The sequence below is a fragment of the Clostridium oryzae genome (assembly GCF_002029235.1).
In the GTDB taxonomy this organism is placed as follows: domain Bacteria; phylum Bacillota; class Clostridia; order Clostridiales; family Clostridiaceae; genus Clostridium_AE; species Clostridium_AE oryzae.
In genome coordinates, this window is sequence record NZ_MZGV01000010.1 from 17,393 (window position 1) to 40,063 (window position 22,671).

General features: G+C 32.1%; 30 protein-coding genes. All 30 read right to left on the reverse strand.

Features of this window, described 5'->3' with window-relative positions:
• Positions 1-141: 141 nt before the first annotated feature.
• Positions 142-1,839, reverse strand: coding sequence for a DNA repair protein RecN (gene recN / locus CLORY_RS06445; protein ID WP_079422693.1), 1,698 nt, complete (start codon positions 1,837-1,839; stop codon positions 142-144).
• A gap of 21 nt (positions 1,840-1,860) precedes the next feature.
• Positions 1,861-2,313: an arginine repressor gene (locus CLORY_RS06450; protein WP_079422694.1), complete on the reverse strand. Its 453-nt coding sequence runs from the start codon at positions 2,311-2,313 to the stop codon at positions 1,861-1,863.
• Positions 2,310-3,164 (reverse strand): NAD(+)/NADH kinase, encoded by an 855-nt coding sequence (locus CLORY_RS06455; RefSeq protein WP_079422695.1) that lies wholly within the window; start codon positions 3,162-3,164, stop codon positions 2,310-2,312. The genes CLORY_RS06450 and CLORY_RS06455 overlap by 4 nt, the downstream gene beginning before the upstream one ends.
• Before the next feature lie 24 nt (positions 3,165-3,188).
• Positions 3,189-3,998, reverse strand: coding sequence for a TlyA family RNA methyltransferase (locus CLORY_RS06460; protein WP_079422696.1), 810 nt, complete (start codon positions 3,996-3,998; stop codon positions 3,189-3,191).
• Positions 3,999-4,010: 12 nt separating this feature from the next.
• On the reverse strand, positions 4,011-5,873 hold the full coding sequence (gene dxs / locus CLORY_RS06465; protein WP_079422697.1) for a 1-deoxy-D-xylulose-5-phosphate synthase: 1,863 nt from the start codon (positions 5,871-5,873) through the stop codon (positions 4,011-4,013).
• 50 nt (positions 5,874-5,923) lie between these two features.
• Positions 5,924-6,787, reverse strand: coding sequence for a polyprenyl synthetase family protein (locus CLORY_RS06470; RefSeq protein WP_207652174.1), 864 nt, complete (start codon positions 6,785-6,787; stop codon positions 5,924-5,926).
• Positions 6,788-6,789: 2 nt separating this feature from the next.
• Positions 6,790-7,014 carry an exodeoxyribonuclease VII small subunit gene (locus tag CLORY_RS06475; RefSeq protein ID WP_079422699.1) on the reverse strand — a complete coding sequence of 75 codons (225 nt, stop codon included), beginning with the start codon at positions 7,012-7,014 and terminating at the stop codon, positions 6,790-6,792.
• 3 nt (positions 7,015-7,017) lie between these two features.
• Positions 7,018-8,220 carry an exodeoxyribonuclease VII large subunit gene (gene xseA / locus CLORY_RS06480; protein WP_079422700.1) on the reverse strand — a complete coding sequence of 401 codons (1,203 nt, stop codon included), beginning with the start codon at positions 8,218-8,220 and terminating at the stop codon, positions 7,018-7,020.
• Positions 8,210-9,058: a bifunctional 5,10-methylenetetrahydrofolate dehydrogenase/5,10-methenyltetrahydrofolate cyclohydrolase gene (locus tag CLORY_RS06485; protein ID WP_079422701.1), complete on the reverse strand. Its 849-nt coding sequence runs from the start codon at positions 9,056-9,058 to the stop codon at positions 8,210-8,212. Before CLORY_RS06485 ends, xseA begins: the two co-directional genes overlap by 11 nt.
• Position 9,059: 1 nt before the next feature.
• Positions 9,060-9,476: a transcription antitermination factor NusB gene (nusB, locus tag CLORY_RS06490; RefSeq protein ID WP_079422702.1), complete on the reverse strand. Its 417-nt coding sequence runs from the start codon at positions 9,474-9,476 to the stop codon at positions 9,060-9,062.
• 126 nt (positions 9,477-9,602) lie between these two features.
• Positions 9,603-9,995: an Asp23/Gls24 family envelope stress response protein gene (locus tag CLORY_RS06495; protein ID WP_079422787.1), complete on the reverse strand. Its 393-nt coding sequence runs from the start codon at positions 9,993-9,995 to the stop codon at positions 9,603-9,605.
• Between the two features lie 99 nt (positions 9,996-10,094).
• Entirely contained in the window at positions 10,095-10,613 is a 519-nt protein-coding gene (locus CLORY_RS06500; protein WP_079422703.1) for a SpoIIIAH-like family protein, read from the reverse strand.
• 39 nt (positions 10,614-10,652) lie between these two features.
• Complete coding sequence (gene spoIIIAG, locus CLORY_RS06505; RefSeq protein ID WP_079422704.1) at positions 10,653-11,258, reverse strand: stage III sporulation protein AG; 606 nt, start codon at positions 11,256-11,258, stop codon at positions 10,653-10,655.
• A gap of 49 nt (positions 11,259-11,307) precedes the next feature.
• Complete coding sequence (spoIIIAF, locus tag CLORY_RS06510; RefSeq protein ID WP_242954359.1) at positions 11,308-11,871, reverse strand: stage III sporulation protein AF; 564 nt, start codon at positions 11,869-11,871, stop codon at positions 11,308-11,310.
• A 33-nt stretch (positions 11,872-11,904) separates the two neighbouring features.
• Positions 11,905-13,059 (reverse strand): stage III sporulation protein AE, encoded by a 1,155-nt coding sequence (gene spoIIIAE, locus CLORY_RS06515; protein WP_079422706.1) that lies wholly within the window; start codon positions 13,057-13,059, stop codon positions 11,905-11,907.
• 9 nt (positions 13,060-13,068) lie between these two features.
• Positions 13,069-13,452, reverse strand: coding sequence for a stage III sporulation protein AD (spoIIIAD, locus tag CLORY_RS06520; RefSeq protein WP_079422707.1), 384 nt, complete (start codon positions 13,450-13,452; stop codon positions 13,069-13,071).
• 8 nt (positions 13,453-13,460) lie between these two features.
• On the reverse strand, positions 13,461-13,658 hold the full coding sequence (gene spoIIIAC, locus CLORY_RS06525) for a stage III sporulation protein AC (RefSeq protein ID WP_079422708.1): 198 nt from the start codon (positions 13,656-13,658) through the stop codon (positions 13,461-13,463).
• A gap of 14 nt (positions 13,659-13,672) precedes the next feature.
• Positions 13,673-14,188, reverse strand: coding sequence for a stage III sporulation protein SpoIIIAB (gene spoIIIAB / locus CLORY_RS06530; protein ID WP_169911549.1), 516 nt, complete (start codon positions 14,186-14,188; stop codon positions 13,673-13,675).
• Positions 14,181-15,107, reverse strand: coding sequence for a stage III sporulation protein AA (gene spoIIIAA / locus CLORY_RS06535; RefSeq protein ID WP_207652172.1), 927 nt, complete (start codon positions 15,105-15,107; stop codon positions 14,181-14,183). The genes spoIIIAB and spoIIIAA overlap by 8 nt, the downstream gene beginning before the upstream one ends.
• A 174-nt stretch (positions 15,108-15,281) precedes the next feature.
• Positions 15,282-15,839: an elongation factor P gene (gene efp, locus CLORY_RS06540; protein WP_079422711.1), complete on the reverse strand. Its 558-nt coding sequence runs from the start codon at positions 15,837-15,839 to the stop codon at positions 15,282-15,284.
• Between the two features lie 171 nt (positions 15,840-16,010).
• The gene (locus tag CLORY_RS06545) at positions 16,011-16,346 is read right to left on the reverse strand and encodes a hypothetical protein (RefSeq protein WP_079422712.1); all 336 of its coding nucleotides are present in this window, start codon (positions 16,344-16,346) and stop codon (positions 16,011-16,013) included.
• Between the two features lie 106 nt (positions 16,347-16,452).
• Positions 16,453-16,920, reverse strand: a complete 468-nt coding sequence (locus CLORY_RS06550) for a hypothetical protein (protein ID WP_079422713.1) — start codon at positions 16,918-16,920, stop codon at positions 16,453-16,455.
• Positions 16,917-17,534 (reverse strand): hypothetical protein, encoded by a 618-nt coding sequence (locus CLORY_RS06555; protein ID WP_079422714.1) that lies wholly within the window; start codon positions 17,532-17,534, stop codon positions 16,917-16,919. The genes CLORY_RS06550 and CLORY_RS06555 overlap by 4 nt, the downstream gene beginning before the upstream one ends.
• A 56-nt stretch (positions 17,535-17,590) precedes the next feature.
• Positions 17,591-18,058 carry a hypothetical protein gene (locus tag CLORY_RS06560; RefSeq protein WP_079422715.1) on the reverse strand — a complete coding sequence of 156 codons (468 nt, stop codon included), beginning with the start codon at positions 18,056-18,058 and terminating at the stop codon, positions 17,591-17,593.
• A complete protein-coding gene (locus tag CLORY_RS06565; protein ID WP_079422716.1) occupies positions 18,031-18,534 on the reverse strand; it encodes a hypothetical protein in 504 nt (167 codons plus the stop codon). Before CLORY_RS06565 ends, CLORY_RS06560 begins: the two co-directional genes overlap by 28 nt.
• Positions 18,506-18,952 carry a hypothetical protein gene (locus tag CLORY_RS06570; protein ID WP_079422717.1) on the reverse strand — a complete coding sequence of 149 codons (447 nt, stop codon included), beginning with the start codon at positions 18,950-18,952 and terminating at the stop codon, positions 18,506-18,508. Before CLORY_RS06570 ends, CLORY_RS06565 begins: the two co-directional genes overlap by 29 nt.
• The gene (locus CLORY_RS06575) at positions 18,933-19,400 is read right to left on the reverse strand and encodes a prepilin-type N-terminal cleavage/methylation domain-containing protein (RefSeq protein ID WP_079422718.1); all 468 of its coding nucleotides are present in this window, start codon (positions 19,398-19,400) and stop codon (positions 18,933-18,935) included. Before CLORY_RS06575 ends, CLORY_RS06570 begins: the two co-directional genes overlap by 20 nt.
• A complete protein-coding gene (locus CLORY_RS06580) occupies positions 19,390-19,773 on the reverse strand; it encodes a pilus assembly FimT family protein (protein ID WP_079422719.1) in 384 nt (127 codons plus the stop codon). Before CLORY_RS06580 ends, CLORY_RS06575 begins: the two co-directional genes overlap by 11 nt.
• A gap of 1 nt (position 19,774) precedes the next feature.
• Complete coding sequence (locus CLORY_RS06585) at positions 19,775-21,031, reverse strand: type II secretion system F family protein (RefSeq protein ID WP_079422720.1); 1,257 nt, start codon at positions 21,029-21,031, stop codon at positions 19,775-19,777.
• Entirely contained in the window at positions 20,976-22,472 is a 1,497-nt protein-coding gene (locus tag CLORY_RS06590) for a GspE/PulE family protein (RefSeq protein ID WP_079422721.1), read from the reverse strand. The genes CLORY_RS06585 and CLORY_RS06590 overlap by 56 nt, the downstream gene beginning before the upstream one ends.
• Positions 22,473-22,671 lie beyond the last annotated feature (199 nt).

Consider the following 22,671-nt stretch of genomic DNA (forward strand, 5'->3'; position numbering starts at 1 on the left):
TTCGGAAGTAAAGATTTTTTATGTGCTTTATAAAAAAATGAGCCTTCTATAACTTAATTTTCTATAAAGCAAAAGCACAGGCTTTAGTTCAAAAACCCATGCTTATTTTTCCAATGTTTCCATAATATTATTCATCTTTTTCTATATCTTTATTGATTTTTTTGTTTTTTCCGCCATTGTAATAATTTGCTTAGCATTATCCTGAGTTATTTTGGTAACTTCGATTCCACCTATCATCTTGCTGATTTCAAATATTTTTTCGTTTTTATTAAGCTTCTTTATTCTTGTATATGTTCTTTCACCAATAACTTCTTTATAAACATTATAATGCATATCTGACATACTTGCAATCTGTGGAAGATGTGTTACACAAAATACTTGGTGACTGCAAGATATAAGATACATTTTTTCGGCTACTCTCTGCGCTATAGCACCGCTTATACCTGTATCAATTTCATCAAATATAACTGTAGGTATCTGATCTTTATCAATAAACACATTTTTCATAGATAGCATTATTCTAGAAAGTTCTCCTCCTGAAGCAATTCTATCTAGCGGCTTAAGTGTATCTCCTGCATTAGCAGCTAACATAAATTGTACTTTATCAAATCCTCTTGCGTTGAGTTCATCAAGCTTCTGGAATTCCACCTTAAAATTACATCTTTGCATACCTATATATGCCAATTCTTTTTTAATATTTTCTTCCAGTTTTTTTGCACTCTGTTCTCTTAGCTCGTGGAGAAATTTAGCCTGAACATAGCATTTTTGCTCCGCACTGTTTCTTTCAGAATATAGTTTTTCAAGAATTTCATTTCTGTTCTTTATTTCATTGTAATCATTATTAAGTTTTTCTAAATAAGTAAATATCTCATCTATTGTACTACCATATTTTTTCTTTAATCTAGCTATCTCATATATTCTGGCATTTATAGCTTCCATTTCATTTTGGTCATAATAATACTTATCCTTGATATCTCTTATTTTAGATATGTTATCCTCTATGTTGTAATAGCTTTCCTCCAAACTGTCAGCTATATCCTTTGCTACATTTAGTTTGCTGTCTATAGTCCTTAAATTCCTTATTACTGTATCTAGACTTTCGGAAATAGAAGGACAACTATCCGTACCATTATATAATATTTCATAACTGCTATTTAGCATATTATTTATCTTTTCAGAACTATTTAAAATTTCATATTGCTGCTCAAGTTCAGTATCTTCATTTAAATGGAGCTTGGCATTTTCTATCTCACTTATCTGAAACGACAGATAATTAATAAGCTTTTCATTATCAGTATCTGTTCCTTCAAGTTTTTTTATTCTGTCAATAATTTCATTCAGCTCACCATATAGATTCTTATATTTAACTAGACTATTTTCGAATTCTTCCCCGCAATAAGCATCCAAATAATCAATATGGGTACTGCTATCCAGCAAATGTACATTCTCATGCTGACCATGAATATCTAAAAGAGTAGAAGTAACTGCTCTCAAACTAGAAAGTATAACAGATTTACCATTTATTTTACTTATACTTCTCCCACTGCTAAAACCTTCCCTTGATATTATTATAATATCATCAGACTCTATGTCCTGCTTGTGTAATACTTTTCTTGTGTTATCATTGTCCACAGTAAATACAGCTTCTACATAAGTACTCTTTTCTCCAGATCTTATAAAGTCCGTTGAAAACTTACTTCCTAATACATAATTAATAGAGTCAATTAATATGGATTTACCAGCTCCAGTTTCACCAGTAAGCACGTTGAATCCTTTTTCAAAATTAAGACTCAGTTCTTCAATCAGTGCAAAATTCTTTATATTTATCTGCAAAAGCATTAAAAAACCCCCTGAATCAGCTTAACTGTTCAACATTTTTTTTATTTTTTTAACTATTTCCTGAGCTGCGTCTTCCGTCCTTCCCAATAAAAATATAGTGTTATCTCCCGCCATAGTGCCTGCTACCTCTTCAAAATTTAACGAATCTATAGCTTCTGCAGCAGCATTGGCAGAGCCGCTTATCGTTTTAAGTACCACCATATTTCCAACATTTTCCACAGAAATAACAGTTTGAGAAAAAATATTTACCAATTTATTTGAAAGAAAATTTTGTTCTGGAGTTATAGCTACATATTTATATTTTCCAGAAGATGCTAAGACTTTAATAAGCTTCAATTCTTTTATATCTCTTGATACAGTAGCCTGTGTAACGTCCATACCACATCTTTTTAATTCTTCTGCTAACTCTTCTTGCGTTTCAATCTCTTTTGAATTAATAATTTCAATAATTTTAGCATGTCTTAGTACTTTCACAAATTATCACCTTCACATTCTATTTTCCTACATATTATTTTATCTCTTAATACTTTAAAGTAATTATAATTATTTAATCTGATAAGCTTACATTTATTTTTAAATAGTTGTATCTCAATAAAAGAATCCTTATTTAATTTACATGATTCTTGACCATCTATGGTCAAAAATATATCTTCTTTATAATCACTAAGTTTTATCGTAACCTTGCTCTGTGAATCTAAAAGCATAGTCCTCATATCAGGAGAATGTGGACAGATCGGCGTCACTTCGATAAGACTTAATGTTGGATATATTATCGGTCCTCCAGCAGACAATGCATAGGCTGTTGAACCTGTAGGAGTAGATATAATAACACCATCTGCATTCAGTGTAGTGTACAGATTGTCATTTACTCTTATCTCATATTTAGACATTCTTGAAAGTGCACCTTTTGAAATAACAATATCATTTAAGGATACATATTCTTTTATTTCATTTTGATTATCAACTTTACAGCTGAGCATAATTCTTTCTTCGATTGAATAGTCTTTCTCTTTAATTCTATTAAATGCATAATCTATATCGTCTTTCTCAACACTGGCCAAGAAGCCTAAATTACCATAATTTATTGGGAAAATTGGTATCTCGTATTTACTGAGCTTCCTTGCTATACCAATTATTGTTCCGTCTCCTCCAACAGATATAAGCAGATCCAATTTACTTATATGAAAATTATCAGTACTGATTTCACCTTCAAATATATGAATGTTACAGTCAGTTATGATGGCAGAAATGCGTTCACATAAAGCAAATAGTATTTTCCCCTCAGGATCCTTATACTTATTTATGCTAATACCTATCTCTAACATCCCAGTCCTGCCTTTCCTAAGCTTCTATAATTCAGCATGTGATTTTTCAACAATTAATTCTATCATATCTGCATTAAAATTGCTCTCTTTATTACTATCTTTAGACAAATATATTAAATATTCAATATTTCCTTCTGGACCTTTAATTGGTGAATATTCGATATCTATTACATTTAATCCTTCTTTTATACAAAAATTAACTACATTTTCTATAACTTCTATATGGGTGCTTTTTTCTTTTACAACACCTTTTTTCCCTACTTTTTCCCTTCCAGCTTCAAACTGAGGCTTAATAAGGGCCAATATTTCTCCCTCTTCTGTAAGCAGTGTGGCTACAACAGGTATAACCTTAGTAAGCGAGATAAAAGATACATCGATAGAGGCCATATCACAGAGTCTACCTATATCTTGCTGCGTAACGTATCTGATATTTGTTCTTTCCATACAAACTACTCTTGGATCAGTCCTTAATTTCCAAGCGAATTGTCCATAGCCAACATCTACAGAATATACTTTTGAAGCTCCATTTTGAAGCATGCAATCTGTAAACCCGCCTGTAGATGCTCCTATGTCCATACACACCTTATCTTCTAGGGCTATATTAAAACTTTTAATAGCTTTCTCAAGTTTAAATCCGCCTCTGCTTACGTAAGGCATTTTCTGTCCCCTAAACTCTATGTCTGCATCTTCCTTAACCATCTCTCCACATTTTGTAGCCCTAGCACCATTTACAAATATATCTCCTGCCATAATACTGGCTTTAGCTTTCTCTCTTGTTTCAAAAAATCCTTTTTTTACAGTTAATACATCTAATCTTTCTTTAATTATCCCCATATGCAACTCCTTTTAATCTAAAAGTCCTACAATTTGAGATACTATACTTTCAGCATCTAATCCGTAAAGTTTATATAATATGCTGCATTCACCCTGTTGTATAAACTCATCCTTAAAACCATTATTAATAACTTTACCATTATAATCTATATTATTAAGATAATTCAATACATAACTGCCAAACCCGCCTAAAGCTGAATTATCTTCTAGTGTAATTATCATTTTTTTACTTTTAGCTAAATTGTTAAGCATTTCAGTATCCATAGGCTTAACACTATATGCGCTTATAACAGAGATTTCAACACCTAATTTCAGAAGTTTTTCCCTAGCAGCTATGGCACTAGCCACCATCTTTCCTACAGCAACTATAGCAATATCTCCAGAGCCGTATATCTCTTCCCATTTACCTGCTACAACTTCTGAGATTGAATTCATTTTAATGTCTTCACTACCTTTAGGATATCTTATAGCCACAGGACATTTTCCGTAATTCACTGCCCAATCCAGCATTTTTCTGAGTTCGTCAGTACACTTCGGAGCAAGTATAACCATGTTAGGCATTGGATATAAATAGGATATATCAAAAACTCCCTGATGTGTTTCTCCATCTTCACCTACAATTCCAGCCCTATCAATAGCAAATATTACCGGAAGATTTTGAGTACACACATCGTGTAATATCTGGTCATATGCTCGCTGCAAAAACGTTGAATATACAGCAAAAACAGGTGTTAATCCGCTCATCGCCATACCTGCTGCCAAAGTGACAGCATGCTGCTCAGCAATTCCTACATCAAAAAATCTGCGTCTAAACTTAGCAGAAAATTCAGTAAGTCCAGTTCCATCTCTCATTGCCGCCGTTATGGCAACTAAATTTTTATGTTTCTCAGCTAATTTCATCATTTCATCACCAAAAGCCTGCGAATATGTTTCAGCTTCTGATTTTTTTATAACTTCACCTGTATATATTTCGAAAGGCGATACTCCATGAAACTTATTAGGGTTCTTCTCAGCGTAGCTGTATCCCTTTCCTTTCTTAGTAATAGCATGTATAATAACTGGGCCTTTCATTTTTTTTGCCATATCCATAACCTTACTTAATTCTTTTACATTATGTCCGTCAATAGGCCCAAAATATTTTAATCCTATTTCTTCAAAAACCATTCCTGGAACAAAAAACTGCTTAATGCTGTCCTTGATTTTATCGAGGCCATTAGCAACGCCTCTTCCAATATTGCTCTTTTCAAGAGTAGCTTTAAAATCGCTCTTTATCTTGTTATAGCTAGGATCTATACGCATTTTGCTCAAATACGTAGACATGCCTCCTACATTTTTTCCTATAGACATTTGATTATCATTTAATATAATAATAACCTTAGTTTTAGAAAAACCGGCATCATTTAACGCTTCCCATGCCATTCCACCTGTCATTGCGCCATCACCTATTACTGCTACAACATGGCTTTTTTCTCCCCGTAAATCTCTTGCTCTAGCCATCCCAAGTGCCGCAGAAATAGACGTACTGCTGTGTCCAGTTTTAAAAAAATCATAAGCACTTTCCTCAGGTTTGGGAAAGCCGCTTATGCCATTATATTTTCTAAGATTATCAAATTCATCTTTTCTTCCCGTCAATATCTTGTGCACGTAGGCTTGATGTCCAACGTCCCATATCAACTTATCTTTCTTGAAATCAAATACATTATATAAACTTATTGTAAGTTCAACCACTCCAAGATTTGATGCTAAATGTCCACCAGTTTTTGATACTTTCTCAAGCAAAAACATCCTAATTTCCTTTGAAAGTTCCCCGAGTTCACTTAAAGACATCTTTTTCACATCCTCAGGTGCCTCTAAGCTATTAAGTAAATCATACATTTTTTTATCTTCCTTTACTACGGAATGAGAGTAAATCATCGATTCCATAATCAATATTTTCTATAAAGCAAGAAATCAGTAAGGTCCATTAAGAACTCTGTATTTCCATCTAAAACTGTTAATATATCCTTACACTGCTTAGTTAAATCCTCCAAAAGTTTCTGACACTCTTCTAAGCTTAACATAGACACATATGTAGTCTTATTTTTCCCAGCATCCTTTTTCACGTTCTTTCCTAATTCTTCAGCATTTCCTATTTCATCCAATATATCATCTTTTATCTGGAAAGCAAGTCCTAACTTGTCAGCATACTCTGATAACATATTTATATGTTCTTCTGAAGCATCCGCAAGAAGTCCTCCGCAAACAACGGCTGCCTTAATAAGTGCTCCTGTCTTTTTGCTGTGCATATATCTTAATTGATCATAATCGATACTCTTTCCTTCACTTATTATATCGACTACTTGACCTCCAAGCATTCCATCAGCACCGCTGCATTTAGCTATCAGCTGAGAAGCCTTTAGCGCTTTTTCCCCATTCGCTAATGAATACGAGAAAAGTACATTCATAGCTTCATTCAAAAGTCCATCTCCTGCTAACACCGCCAGCGGATAACTGAATTTTTTGTGGCAAGTCGGTTTTCCTCTCCTTAAATCATCGTCATCCATACATGGCAGATCATCATGAATCAGCGAATAAGTATGTATCATTTCAAGAGCACAGGCCGGCTCCATTATACATTCATAATTGTCGCAATAAATACTATAAGCAGCAAACATAAGTGCTGGTCTTATCCTCTTTCCTCCTGCATTCAAACTATAGCTCATAGCTTCATATACTATTTTGTCATAGCTCCCTTTACCAACAAAATACTGTTTAAGCCATTCATCAACCTTATCTTTATACTCATCCAAAATCATATTTTTCCCTCTTCTTCAAAATCAACTTCTGTGTTTTCTTTAAGCACTTTTATTTTTCCTTCAGCATTGTTTAAAATTTTGTATAGTTTTCCGCAGCTTTTTATGCCTTCCTCATAATATGCTATAGCTTCTTCTAAAGATGGATTTTCATTTTCCATCTTATTAACTATAGTCTCCAGATTTGCCATTATATCTTCAAAGTTTTCCTTTTTCTTTGCCATAATCTACTCTCCTTTAAAGCTGACAAAAGTTTTTATGCTGCCATCCTTAAGAGTTATAAGAACTTCGTTCTGCTTTTTCAACTGCTCTATCTCGTTAATAACTTTATTATTATTATCTTGGATTATCGAATATCCTCTTTCTAAAACCTTAAGAGGATTGTGTGCTTCTAGCAGCGCACTATATTTTACAAGCTGCTCTTTTTTTATAGCCAATTTATTGTTTATGCTGCTATATAGCCTGTTTCTTAAATTATCTATATAAGTATATCCATTCACAATATAATTCATAGGGCTATTCAGCTGGAGGCTTCTTTCAATTGCAGCTAAATCGCTTTTTTTACGCTCAATAATATTCCCGTATGATCTCATAAGCCTGTTTTGAAGACTAAAAAATTGATTCTCCAATTCACTGTAAAACGGTACAGCTACCTCTGCTGCAGCTGACGGTGTAGGTGCTCTTCTATCACTGACAAAATCAACTATCGTAAAATCCGTTTCATGTCCGACTCCTGTAATTATAGGTTTTGAAGAATTATACACTGCATAAGCCAGTTGTTCATCGTTAAAACTCCATAACTCTTCCACAGAGCCTCCACCTCTGGCAACAATAATAACATCTATATCCTCTATTTGATTTAGAACTTCTATTCCTTTTATTATATCAGATGCGGCTGCTTTTCCCTGCACTACAGAAGGATATAACAAAATATTTACATTTTTGTTTCTTCTCGTGGAAACATTTATAATATCTCTTATAGCTGCTCCAGTAGGCGAAGTTATAACTCCGATACGCCTTGGAAAAAGCGGTATCGGTCGCTTGTGCTCTTCATTAAAAAGTCCATCTCTGCTCAATTTTTCTTTAAGCTGTATAAACCTTGCGTAAAGCTCACCCATACCTAGTTCCATTATCTTGTTACAATAAAGTTGGTAACTGCCGTCTTTTATATAAACAGATATTCTTCCGGCTACTTCTACCTGCATACCATTCTCAGGAATAAATTCAAGCTGCTCCGCATCAGTCCTGAACATTACACAATTTATTTTGCCGTCATCATCTTTCAGTGAAAAATAAATATGACCGCTACTGTGTATCTTAAAATTAGATATCTCACCTTTGACATGGATATTCATAAGGATTATATCGTTATCCATCATCTTCTTAATATAATTGTTAAGGGCACTTACTGTAAGAACCTTAATATACATTTTTCCTATACGCCTCACAAATATTTCTAATTAGCATAGTGGTAGTAACTGCTCCAACTCCTCCAGGAACAGGTGTAATATATGAAGCTTTTTCAATAACCTCTTCAAATACTACATCCCCAGTAATCTTCCCATTTACCGAAGTAGTGCCAACATCAATAACAACAGCGCCCTCTTTTAGGAACTCCTTAGTGACAAGACCAGGTTTTCCTGTACATGAAATCAGAATATCAGCATTACTGCACACTTTTGATAGTTCCTTAGTTTTAGAGTGACAAACAGTAACGGTACAGTTTTTCTGAAGCAGAAGCTGGACAAGCGGTTTTCCGACTATGTTACTTCTTCCCAGTATAACAGCATTTTTTCCTTCCATATCCATCCCGCAGTTTTCTATAAGTTTAACAACACTGTTAGGAGTGCAAGGAATGAAACTTTCTTCTCCCTTATAAAACTTCCCATTATTTAAGTCTGTTAAACAATCTATGTCTTTTTTATAGGATATTAATGAAGTTATATGCTTGCTGTTTATATGCTTTGGCAAAGGAAGAAAAAGCATTATTCCATCTACATTTTTGTCATTATTAAGATTTGTTATAGCTGCTTCAAGTTCCTGCTCAGTTACTTCCTGCGGGAATCTATAATCTTTTATTGTAACTCCAAGGACAGAACAATTTTTCATAACGCTTTTTAAGTAATAGCTTGAACCGCCATCATTTCCAACTATTATAGCAGCAGCGCAAGGAACTCTTTTTCCATCACTTATTAATTTATCTGTAAATTTTTTTATCTCTTCCTTATAACTTTTAGCTATTTTAGTACCATCTATTATCTTACCCATTTTATTTACTCTCACTATCTCTTTTTTCTATTTTATCAAGCACACCATTAATAAATGAAACAGATTTATAATCTGAATATTTTTTAGACATTTCCACAGCTTCATTAATTGAAACGGCCTTAGGGATATTATCTTCGTACAGTAGTTCATAGGTACTTACCCTAAGAATAGCTAAATTTATCTTTGAAACTCGACCGAGTTTCCAATTATGCAAATTAGCCTTTATTGTATTATCGATATTCTCTTTATGCTCTAGTATGCCATTTAGTACTCTTTTCATGTATTCTATATCAAGTCCTTGATCAAGTTCACTATTAGCTTCTAAATAGCTCTCTATAAGTTCCTCTGGGCTGTATTTATTTATTGACATTTCGAAAAGCAATTTCATTGTCTCTTCTCTAGTTATTTTTCTGTTCATAGAAATCCTCCAAATATATCTTAATTATGTAATTTTATTTATTATAAGCTATTATAGAAAAAATATATACTCTTTTCAAAAAATGCAGACATGGAAACACCCTCTTATTAAGAGGGTGTTTCCATTTTATTCCTCATCGATATCTGAAACAGCATCATTTTTTGGTACAATGATATTTTGAACTAATATGTTCACAGTTGATACCGTAAGGCCTGTCATGGTTTCTACTGCTTTCTTAACATTCTCCTGAACAGCTCTTGCAATCTCTTGTATTTTAAGTCCATACTCTACCGCCATAGATATTTCAATAGCAGCTCCCTGCTCATTCATAGTAACCTTGACGCCCTTAGATACATTTTTCTTGCCGCCTAATATCTGGGTAATTCCTCCAGCAAGGCCTGTATTAACTCCTGCTGTGCCTTTAATCTCAGCCGCTGCCAGTCCGGCAATAACACTAACAACATCATCTGAAATTTTTACAATACCCATATTATATGTTTCATTTAATGAACCTTCTATCTTTTCATCTTCCATACTCATACCCTCCTAATTTCGCTCAGAGAGCAAAATTCATTAACTTATGTACATTATATCAAATATAATATTAGTTTACAATTATTATTCCCTCATTTGGACTTCGACATTATTAATATTTGCAACACTATTTACAACATCTTTTATCTGTTTAAGCTGCTGAGCTGAAACCTGCTTTGCTTTAACAATTACTCTTGCTTTAGTGTAATTATTTTCAATAAAACATAGTACATCGCTAAATTTGTTTGCTTTAAGTATCTGCTCTATCCTTGACTCGTTGTTTATTGCAAGAGCAAGCTGTGTGTATTTTTTCTCAGCATCATCTCTGCTCTTCTTTGACACCGTCTTCTCACTCATAATAGACTTTAAACTTGCTAATGTTTGGTTATTACTATTATCCTTTAAGGTTTGTTGAGTTTTAAAAAAGTTTGAAGTGCTCTTTACAGTTGTTTTCTTCTCATTGTTAAAGGTTAATTTATTGCTGCTATCCTTAAATTCATCATTGGTCAGTTGAAGCGGTCCATTCACTCTCGTAGCTAAAATCCCCATACACACAATCAATGCTAATAAAGTCACAATTATCCCAGCTTGTTTTTTGTTCATATATAAATCCTCCCATCTAATTTTCTATTCAATTATATGCTAGTTTTTCATCGGGTATACATATACCTGATACCCTGGTATACCAAATAAACCTGAAACAGCTGTTGTTATGCTCTGTTTTATTTCATCATCATCCGCCCCCTCAGCAACTACTACTACACCGGTTATCTGTGGACTAATCTTTTTAACTATAAAAGGTGTGCTGCCTCCATCATCACTTGATGTAACAACTGTTTTATCATCATTTTTTTGTTTTTGAGTTCTTTTTCCACCTTCTGTATCGGTCTCCTTAGTGTCAGTATCTGATTTGTTTGAATTTGTAGCAGGCACTAACTCTTCTCCTTCGTTGCAATATATCATTACATCTACATCTCCAACTCCTTTCATTTTTTTAAGCAGACTAGTAAGCTCAGTTTTCTTCTCCTTCTCATACTGATTTATATCTGATTCGTCTGTTGAAGAAGATTTATCGCTGTTACTGCTTAATTTACCAACCTCCTTTACATTTGCAGACGTTGGAGTAGAGGTATTTAGAAAAAAGTCACTTACAAGTATAATCATGATGCCAATCAAAATAGCAATTATTAGATTGTACACGTTCTTTTTGCCTGTAATCTTCTTTAAATACTCTTGAATACTATTCAAACCTATTTTCCCCTCCGTATCCTTCTTTTTATTGCATGTGGATGATTAACTATAGCTGATATACCATAATTTTATCTGCTGAAATTTCGAGTTGTTTGCTTATAAAATTTTTCACCTCCAATAAATGCCCACTGTCATTAACAGAAGTATTTTTTTCATGTTTGCCAATAATCACCTTCTGCACTCTTTCTACATTTCCATTTTGTACGCCTATGATTACTGAATCTATATTAAATTTATTCTTTGTACTGTCATAACTTATTTCTGATTTTATTTTAAAAGATTCACCAGAAAACTTCTTTTCTAGTTTCTTTTTACAAAGAGAATTTATATTTTTTTCAAACTGATTTACCGTGCTCTCATTCATGTTTTTATCATATTTTTTACTGCTCTTATCAATCTGTTCTTCAAATTTTGCTGAAGAGCTAGTTATAAATCTATTAATTGACGAGCCGTTGTTGAGAAATTTCACAATCGGATTGAGCACTACAGTAATAAGAATTAAGCCCAAAACAAACTTTGAATATTTTTTGAAATTATTATTAGGTAGTACCATTTCTACTGCAGTAATAAAGAACACTGCAGTACATATGTTAATTATCCAACTTTTCATAGCTTCCAAATTTATCACCTTCTGTAACTTAAATTATCCATTCAGCATAGCTTGACCGCTAGATGCAAGAATAGAAATCAGTATAAAAAACATTATTGAAATAGATATTAAGCAGGAATTAATCAATATCAAAGAATCACCCACAGAACATATACTGTTGACTATTCGCTTATCACTTATGGGTTCAATTATTGCACCCGTGAGCTTATAGGCTGCAGCAATTATAAATATTTTTATAATTGGAAATATCATTACAATTACTACAATTATTAGTCCAGCTGCAGAAAGAGCATTCTTAAGTAAAACCGTATAACCTGCAACGGTGCTTATCGCGTCAGATAGACACTTTCCGACTACTGGAATAAAGTTATCCACTGCAAACTTGGCAGTTTTTACAGTAACTTCATCTAGTGTCTTAGATGTTATTCCCCGAATTGTAAGCAATGCTACAAATCCAGTCATCATCCCGCCTTGAAGCCATAGCGCTAGCTTGTTAATTGATTTAGCGAGCTTATCTACCTTACCGTCCGAGGTAACATTATTAACAAATTGAAGCACAAACCCCATTAAAATCATAGGAATTACAAGAAGAACATAAAATCTTGTGCAAATATTAACAGCTGCTATTATAATTGGATCCATGGATGCCGCCTGCGTAATACCTCCAACACTGGCAATGAGCATTACTAAAACCGGCAGCAATGCCAGCATAAAATTACTTATGCTGTTTATCGTATCCTTTGCTAAGTTCAATCCCACTAAAAAGCTCTTACTAAGTACAATTATCAGCATTGCATAGCAGGCAAAAAAAGCGATGTTCGATAAACTATCATTGCTAAATGCATTTTGTAGATTGTTCAAAAGAGCTGCAATAATAGCAATAATGATTACTACCACTATCAACTTAACTGCAGATACCACCTCTTTAAACGTATATGTAAGTAAAGCTGTATACAATTTTTTTAAGAAGCTACTATCGTTACCTGTTTTCATATAGGTTTTTACAAATTGCTGTATATCAAGATCCTTCATCACTTCAAATTTGCTTTTCATCGTAGATACATAGTCATATAGCTGCTCTATTTTTTGCTCCTGCTGCTTATCTTGTTCATTGCTTTCATCTGCATAGGCTTTTACTGGAACAGAAAAAAGCATTAACATAACAAGGAATAATATTAGTTTTCTCATTTTTTTCTCCTACATAATCTTTAAAATAGCTTTTAAAACAGCCATTAGTATTGGTATTGCTAATACTAAAATTAATATTTTACCTGAAAATTCAACCTTTGCCGCTAGGCTGTTCTCCCCTGCATCCCTGCATATTTCGCTGCAGAAAGATGCGAGATAAGCTATACCAAGTATCTTTATTACTGTATTAATATATACATAATCTATGCCAGCCTTAGATGCTAACTGCTGCATAAAAGTAAGTACAGCAGCTATTTTGCTCAGCATAAAAAGAAATATCAGAATTCCTACCACGGTACTTATTTGAATTGCGATATCATCTCTTTTATGCCTGAATATCTGTATTATAAATAAGGATATAAAAGCGAATGCAACTATTTTTATAATCTCCATTTATCCTCCTAAAGCGAAAACATAGTTTTCACCTCATTAAAGAGTTTGTAAATAAGGTTAATAATCATTAATAAAATGATTATTATTCCTGCAAGATTTGTAATAGCTGCGATATCTTCTTTTCCGCTACTTTTTAATACCTTATCTAATACTATAAGTAATATTCCTATTGCTCCTATTTTAAAAAGCAAGTTTACATCAAGCATATCACTTTACCTCCTTAAATTAGTAAAATAGTAACCATTGCCCCTACTGAAAAGCCAAGGCATCTATACATTTTTACAGTTTTTTCATTCTTCTTTTCTAAAGCGTTTATAGTATTCTTTAACTGATATTCAGCCAGTGAAAATATCTTCTTATGTCCATCCAAATCCGATTCACCTAATCCTTTTGCCAAATCTAAAAAAATGTCTTTATCAGAGACTGTAATATTAAAATCCTTTTGTTTATCAAATGCATCTTTGAATGCTTGAAACACGCTGTCAAGATTGTTATTTCTAAGACTTTCAGCTACACTATAAAAAAAATCACTTACAGGAGATTTAGATTTTTTCCCTACATCACTAAAAGCTTCCGGCAATGTAGTTCTAGTAAAAAAAATCTGGGTTTCAAGCTGTAAAAGTGCACTCTCCATATCTTTAAGTTCACTTACTCTAGCCTTTAGCAATGCTGCCATCAAAAAACCTATATAAGTAGACGCACCAACTATCATAATTGCTCCAATTAACTTAATCATTTCCATTCCCCCAGATAAATTTATCATTTGAAAAATCATATACACCTTCTATCGTACCAACGCCCCTCTTATTGCTCATAATCACTGCTCTTTTAAAAACATGATTATTTATTATGTCCTTAAATACCAATCTGCTATAAAGATCTTGAAGACTATCACCATGCATTGTAGTTATTAGATTCACACCACAGCTAAGTGCTGAAAGAATACTTTCCATATCAGCATGAGTGCCTATCTCATCACATATGATTACTTCTGGAGACATGCTGCGTATAGCCATCATTATGCCTTCACTTTTAGGGCAATTGTCCATAACATCCGTTCTAAGTCCAACTTCAAGCTGTGGTATTCCATTGCAGCAGGCAGCGATTTCACTTCTCTCATCGATTACGCAAACCTTTTTTCCTGCAAGGTTTATGGTATTAATACCGTTAGATATATTTCTTGAAATGTCCCTCAAAATTGTAGTTTTCCCGCACTTAGGCGGTGAAATAATTATTGTATTACAAATATTACCATGATTTAATATGTACGGAATTACCCTATCTGAGCAACCTTTAACCTCTCTTGAAATTCGGATATTAATAGATGCTGCATTCTTAAGTGTTTTAACTTTATTATTTTCAATGACAAACTTTCCACAGAGTCCAACCCTATGACCTCCATTTATTGTGATAAAGCCCTGTTTTATCTCTTCTTCATAGGCATATATAGAATAATTACTTATCCTTTGAATAACTATTCTCAAGTCTTCTATAGAAACTATATAATCTAATATAAGCTCTTTATCCGCAACATTCAGTATCAGTGGCTTGCCAGCTCGTATACGTATCTCCTGAAGCTTGTCTAGATTATTAACACGCTTTATATAATTTCTTATATTGTCAGATAATATGCTATAAATTTCATCAGTATACATACTTTTCATCACACTCCAAAACAATTTAGAGTACTGTTTCACCTCCCTTTATAATCTTTATTTATGCTGTGAATAATTTATTACAAAAAGAAAAAAAATTCTCAAGTAATGTTACTTAAGAATTTTCACAATTTATATATTTTATATTAATTTATTTTGACAAATAAAAGAGCATTAAACTCTTTCCATGTATTCACCTGTTCTAGTATCTATTCTTATCATATCGCCTTCGTTAACAAATAATGGTACATTTACTGTTGCACCAGTTTCAACCTTAGCAGGTTTTAATGTATTAGTAGCAGTATTTCCTTTTGCTCCTGGTTCAGTTTCAATTATTTGAAGCTCAACAAAGTTAGGTGCTTCAACTGAAAAAGCCTCTCCTTTATAGAATTTTATTACTGCCATCATATTCTCTTTCAAGAATTTAATTGCATCTTCAACTTTTTCATAGTTTAATGGGATCTGATCATAAGTTTCCTGATCCATAAAGTAATATAACTCTCCGTCAGAATAAAGATACTGCATCTCTTTTCTTTCAATAGTTACATCCTGAATTTTTTCTGTTGGATTGAAAGTTCTATCTGTAACTCCGCCAGATATTACATTTCTAAGCTTAGTTCTAACAAATGCTGCACCTTTTCCTGGTTTAACATGCAAAAAGTCTATTACTGTGTACACTTGTCCATCTAGGTCAAAAGTAACACCTTTTCTTAAATCTCCTGCTGTAATCATTGAGTATCATCCCTCCAAAAAAACAAATTGATTTATTATCCATATTTAAACAAAATAAGAATATAAATTCATCCTAATTTATACTCAGTAGCAATAGTATTTTATCAAATAGTTAAAATATTTGCAAATATAATTATATAAAATCCAGTATATTGTAAAATTCACCGCGGTTTAAACAGTATTTTCCACTTTATGTTGATTATTAAATATAAAAGTTATGCTTACATTTCCATCATTATCCTGAGTTATTTTATCAATTCTATAAAAGTATTTTATCTGTTTCAGCTTGCTTACTACCTTTTCAAGCTGTGCATCCCTTTTATTAAAACTGATTGTCAGAGTAAAGCTGCTGTCACTGTTTTTTTCTATTTTACTTAATCTGGCACTCTTATTTATGCTATAAGCAGCTTCCACTATATTGTAAAAAGAAAAGTCTTTATAGTATTCTATGTTATTATCGTCTTTATAGTTAGAGTATAAAGACGTTTCCGCTTTATTTTTTTTCATAGTACAGATTGTGCTACTCCTCTCTGTTATATATTTCCCTTGAAACAATAAAATTATTATCATGAATATAATAATGATAAAATATCTTCCTAATTTCATCCTGTTATCATTCTTTCCCTCTAATTATTAATTTAAATCTATTTCCTTTTCCATCAGCTTCTACTGGTTCAACAGTGTCAATTTGGTAACCAGCAGAGTTATTAAATTTCTTTAGGAATTCCACGCATTTACGTATACTGACAAATTTAATTTGAACTTCTGCTATATTCTGCTTGCACTCCAGATTATCTATTGCAGCGGCTTTATCACAATTACTCACAATATATTTATATATGTTAAATGCATCTATATTCTTACTCGGAAGTTTTGACTTTTCTATTTCATGATTGGAAGCCACATTTTGGCTAATTGCAGCGGAAATGTATTGTTTACTTTCTTCATTGATGCTATATGCTTTATAAAATAATGCTATATTAATTAAGCCTAAAATAGTAATCGGAAGCACAAAGTATCTCCTCATTCTTTTACAAATATTAATCTTATAACTTTCAGAAATAAAATTATGTTTTTTCATATTGATTTAATCGCTCCAATGTACTCATTTATTATCTTATCTTCATCTACACTGCCTAAATCTGCTATTTCAATTTCTATATGCTGCAGCTCTAATATTTTCTTATCCATGTTCACTACATATACCTGATTATATTTTTCTAGTTCTAAGCCCTCAAGCATATCGCGTCCCTTTCTTTTCATATCCTGCTGAGAAACAATTAGGTTATTTACCAAAGATACGCCTTCCCCTTCAGTAATATAAATATAATTATTTATGTTATATAAAAGTACATAGTTGGATTCCTTTATTATTTTGGAAAAATAGTTAATATAGCAGAATTGTATAACAAAGACTTTATTAATGGTTATAAATTTTGAAAGCTGCATGATTAGTCTATTCTTTAAAGTGTTTATACAGAATATTCTAAGTTGGATTTTCTCTTTATCCTGGTAAATAATTTCATAAGAATAACTTATGTTTTCTATATTGGGGAACTTACAAATCATCTGATTTCTAATTATATCTCTTTGAATTCTTTTTTTTACGTTTGGAATCTCCATATTTTCAATATATATGTCCTCTTCATAATATATTGCAGTGTATGGTATTAAACCGATTTTAGGTAAAGACATCAATACCCTTTCTGAATCGTCCTTATGTAACTTAAGAATCTTTCTCCTAAATATTATTATCCCTCCTTTTGACCAAGAAATATTATTTTAAGTTTACTATCCTTGAAACATAGACTGTAGTACTCTCTATATGAATTTCCGGTATCACTAGTAAACTTCATTACAACAGCATCAAACTTACTATCATAGGATAGCTCTATGCCGTTTTGGTTATAATCCGTAATATCTTTCGAAAGTGTGTTTTCCTTATATTTATTTAGTTTCTCGTTTGTATCGATCTCTTTATTAGTATTAATGCTGTTATATAGATTGTTTAATATCTCTTCCTTACTTTTATTTTTAACCTTAACAGCTTCTGTAGTACTGCTATTAAAAATTAATATTTTTCTTTGCAATTCACTGCTTCTCTGAAGCTGAAACTTAAGCATAATAAGCGATATTAGTATTAGTAAAAAGCCTACAAGTACTACATAAATTACAACATTTCCTTTATTTCTCATTGTATAAATTTGGTGTTCATACATTTGCAGTATCTGTTTCCTTCCTGAGTTAGAATATTTATTATTACATATCCCTTTTTCTTTTCAATTGTAAATTCATTCACTCCTTTTAAAATTCTATCAAGTGTATTTTTTCCGCTGTAGGAAACATGTACTATGTAGAGATTATTATTTTCCACAAGTATACATTCGCTCTTATCTTTCGGTACACCAGCTTCTTGTTCAGCATATATCTCAGAAGGTTGTAACACAATTTCATTCGTTTCAAATTCCACCTTTTTGTTTCCTTTTGTAATCTGATATTCTATAAACCTAAAAGCGTCATTTACACATGTGTATTCCTTAGCTCTGACAATAGTGGAATTATAGTCCTTATATATAGCATAAAATATGGAAACACATAAAAACATAATTACATCTATCATTGCCATGGCCAAAACACATTCTAAAAGTGTGTACCCTTTTGTTATTCTACTCATATCTTCCCTTATAGCTTTCATATTTTATTTCTTCTGGATTTCCGGCTATATTTAAATTCATCGTAAAATTTAGTGTTAGTACGTCATCGCCAGATACCTCCAACTTCACATAGTTCATGTAGTCTCCTTTTGAATGATCTATTACTGACGATATCCAGCTTTCACTACTGCCTATACGTTGAACACTTATTTTATCAGCGCTGATATACTCCGGCGAAATATGCCTTAATGCTTTTACTTCTTCATAGCCGGCATCGGATCCCATATAGTTTGTAAACAATTCAAAACAATTCAAATATTGTTCAAGTTTATTATTATAATATTTTAGTTTCATTATTTTAAATTGCATCAAAAACGTGCAATACATAAAAATTGTAATCAAACTAAAACTAATAACTGTTTCTAATAAAATGTACCCTTTACTCTTCTTTGATATCAACAGAAAAACTCCCCACGCATATTGAAATTTTCTTAATATCTTTTTCCATGTCTTCATAAGATATAGTGCCTGCATCACTTGTATTGCCATCATGGTCAACCATGATAAATCTGTTGCTGCTCTTTAATTTAATGCTATTAAATTTAAATCCTTTCGGAAGATAAAATTTCTTTATTAATTCAAGCTCAGGTTTTACTCCCTTTCTCTTAAGTTCAATGCTCTGCTTTGACATGCTGAACATAATATATGAAGTACAATTATGAGCTTTAGAAAACTGTTTTGCATCATTTATAAACATAACAATAGAACTGTTGCAATAGTCTACTAAGACTTTGTTATTATACTTTTTATATGTCTCTATAGAGCCAATAAATAGCATTGATATAATACTGATTATTGACATAGCAATTAATAATTCGACTAACGTATATCCTTTTTTAGTTTTCATATATGATTTCGCCACTATCGTATTTTTTAATAACTACATTTTCAGTACGGAAGTCACCTAGTAAACTATATAACTTATTCATATAGTAATACCTGATTTCCAGGCTTTCCTCATCCTTTTTTGGTAATTCAAAGCTGCAATTAAATAGATTATCTATTTTTGTTTTGATATTTTCAATTTTTATTTTAAAATCGTCCTTTTCATATTGCTGTTTAGCTAATTCAAACATTTCTTCTCCTATCGCAGCCGCCGCTTTGTTGTTATTTCTATTTAGCAAATTCGAATAGCACATTAGTGATATCGATAGTAATATACTCATTATTGATAATGTAATCATTAGTTCTATAAGTGTAAAACCTTTGTTTCTTTTCATATCATATAGTATTGTAAAGCGTGAACATAGGTATCATCACTGCAAACATTATCGTAGCTACAACTATAGCTAGAAATAATATAGATATAGGCTGAATAAGTTCTGAAAACCTATTAATATATCCGTCAACATCATCTTCTAAAATATTAATCGCTTTACTAAGCATATCCTCCAATTTTCCTGCCCCTTCTCCAAGTTTGATTAGTGCTATCGTAACTGAATCTATTACTTCTATCTGCTTTAAGGAATTGCTTATTGCCATTCCTTTCTTTATACTAAATACAGAATTAAAGATCTGCTTTTTAAGGTATTTGCTATTAACAATTCCTGATGAACTTTCCAGGGCATTAACAATGTTGCCGCCACTGCTATAAATTAGGTTAACAGCTCGCAAAATTTTGTAGCTATTTACCTTTTTGTTTATTTTAGCTAAAAATCTTATATGTTTTAAGACAACATAGATATCCAATTTATTTTTGCTGATTATCTTAAAACAATAAAAAGATATGATAAGAGCTACTGCTATTATCAAAAATATATTATTCTTAATAAAGTCACTAATTGAAAACATAATTTTAGTTAATAGCGGTATTTTTCCTCCTGAGCTTCTTATAAGTTCCATCATCGAGGGAACAATAGTTGTCATTAGAAATAAGACAGCTATTTGTGACATTATAAATACTATCATCGGATAGGTAGCTGCATTTATCAATTTTTGTTTCAGCTTATATTGTTTATGAAAATGAATTGACAGCTCTAAAAAAATCTTATCAAGCTTACCAGAATACTCACCTATCCTTATCATTTGAAGCATAAAATCTGGAAACATGTTCGTACAGCTAGCCATTGAACTATATAGTGTTTCTCCTCTTGATAAACCATTTATTATTTTTACCATGTTCTGTTTCAGTATGCCTTTATAGTCCATAGAAAGTATTGTGAAGGCTTCAACTAATGGCATACCTGAATCAAGTATTGAAGCTACCTGCTTACAAAATAAAGATAGCTGCTTATACGTCATTTTTTTATGAAATGCGATTTTTCCGAAGTCTAATTTTTTTGACACAGTTATAGCTTTTACCAGAATAAGCTCCTTTTTCTGGAGATGCAGCATTAGTTTCTTCATATTTTCACATTCATAATTTCCTGCTTCGATGCTTCCGCTTTTATTCAGTGCCTTATATCTATAATTATTCATAGCCTCAAAAGATATCTCCATTAGCGACTTTAATAAGTTCATCAGTAGTTGTAAGTCCATTAAGTACAAGCTTCACGCAATTATTTATCATATCGTTATTCACAGTATGATCGTTATAGAGAGTTTCTTTTATTATTGCCTGCTTTACAGAATCATCCACATACATTATTTCACTTACTGGAACTCTGCCTCTATAACCAGTATAGTGACATTTGCTGCATCCTTCCCCACGGTATAACTTAACATTATCATTATTAAGATTTAGTACGCGAGCTTCATACTCTGAAGGTTTATATTCTTTCCTGCAGAATGTACAAAGCTTTTTTACTAGCCTTTGTGCAATTACTGCAATTATTGCATCTGCCAACAGATACCTCTCAACTCCCATCTCTGCAAGCCTATTAATTGTTCCAAAAGCACTGTTAGTATGAACAGTGGATAGTACTAAATGTCCTGTTATTGCTGCTCTTATAGCTATAGCTGCTGTCTCTTCATCTCTTATTTCGCCTATCATTATGACATCTGGGTCCTGCCTCAATATACTCCTTAAACCTCTAGCAAAGGTTATTCCAGCTTTATTATTCACATTTATTTGGTTTATCCCTTTCATCATATACTCCACAGGCTCCTCAATAGTTGTTATATTTATATTGTTCTTATTAAGTTCCTTCAGCATAGCGTATAGAGTTGTAGATTTACCGCTGCCTGTAGGTCCTGTGGCAAGTATAATTCCATGGTTATGCTTAAGTATCTTATCTATCATACTTTTCTGCTGCTGTTCAAAATAAATCTTATTTATATCTAAATAATTTACGTATCTATCTAAAATCCTTATAACGATTTTTTCATCATTTACTGTAGGAATCGAGGATACTCTCATATCGTAGAAAGAATTCTCAAAGTTATGAGTAAAATTTCCATCCTGCGGAATTCTCTTTTCTGAAATATCCATATTACACATTACTTTTATTCTAGTTACTATATTGTTATAAATCTCCTTTGGAAGTGTAAACACATTTATCAAACTGCCATCAATTCTGTATCTAATTCGAAAATCTCTTTCTTCAGGTTCAATATGTATATCACTAGCCTTTTCAGATATAGCCTTGTTCAATAAAGATTCCACCAGCTTAACTGCTGGTGCATTTACAATCTCAGTATCTTCTGAAATATGCTTTTTTGTTTCTTTACCCAAATCGAGCTTTAAGTCTTCAACAGCCCGTTTTATACTCGCTACTTCATATATTGCTTTTATATTTCTTTTAAGCAGTTCATCCTCAGCTACATAGCAAACTATATCCTTTTTCGTTATAAATTTAAGTGTATTGATTATCGTCTTATCTGTCTTAGTTCCAAGAACTACTATCATGGTATTATTTTCCACTTTTATAGGTAAAACCGTATTTTCAAAAGCATAATCAGCAGGTATTAATTTTATTGCTTCTATATCCACCTGATCAGCATTTATTTCATCCCTATAATACTCGTAATTAGCGACCATATCATCTCCTCCTCGTTAAAATTATTGACTTTATTACAAGAAATAAACGCATGATTAAAAATTATTTTATATTTTTATATCATACATCTATTGGCACTGAAATGCCGGCACTAATTGAACATCATTCAAAACTTGACAACATTATTCATTTTGACATAACATTATAGATATTAAACTACAGCATTTGTATTGAGAGGAT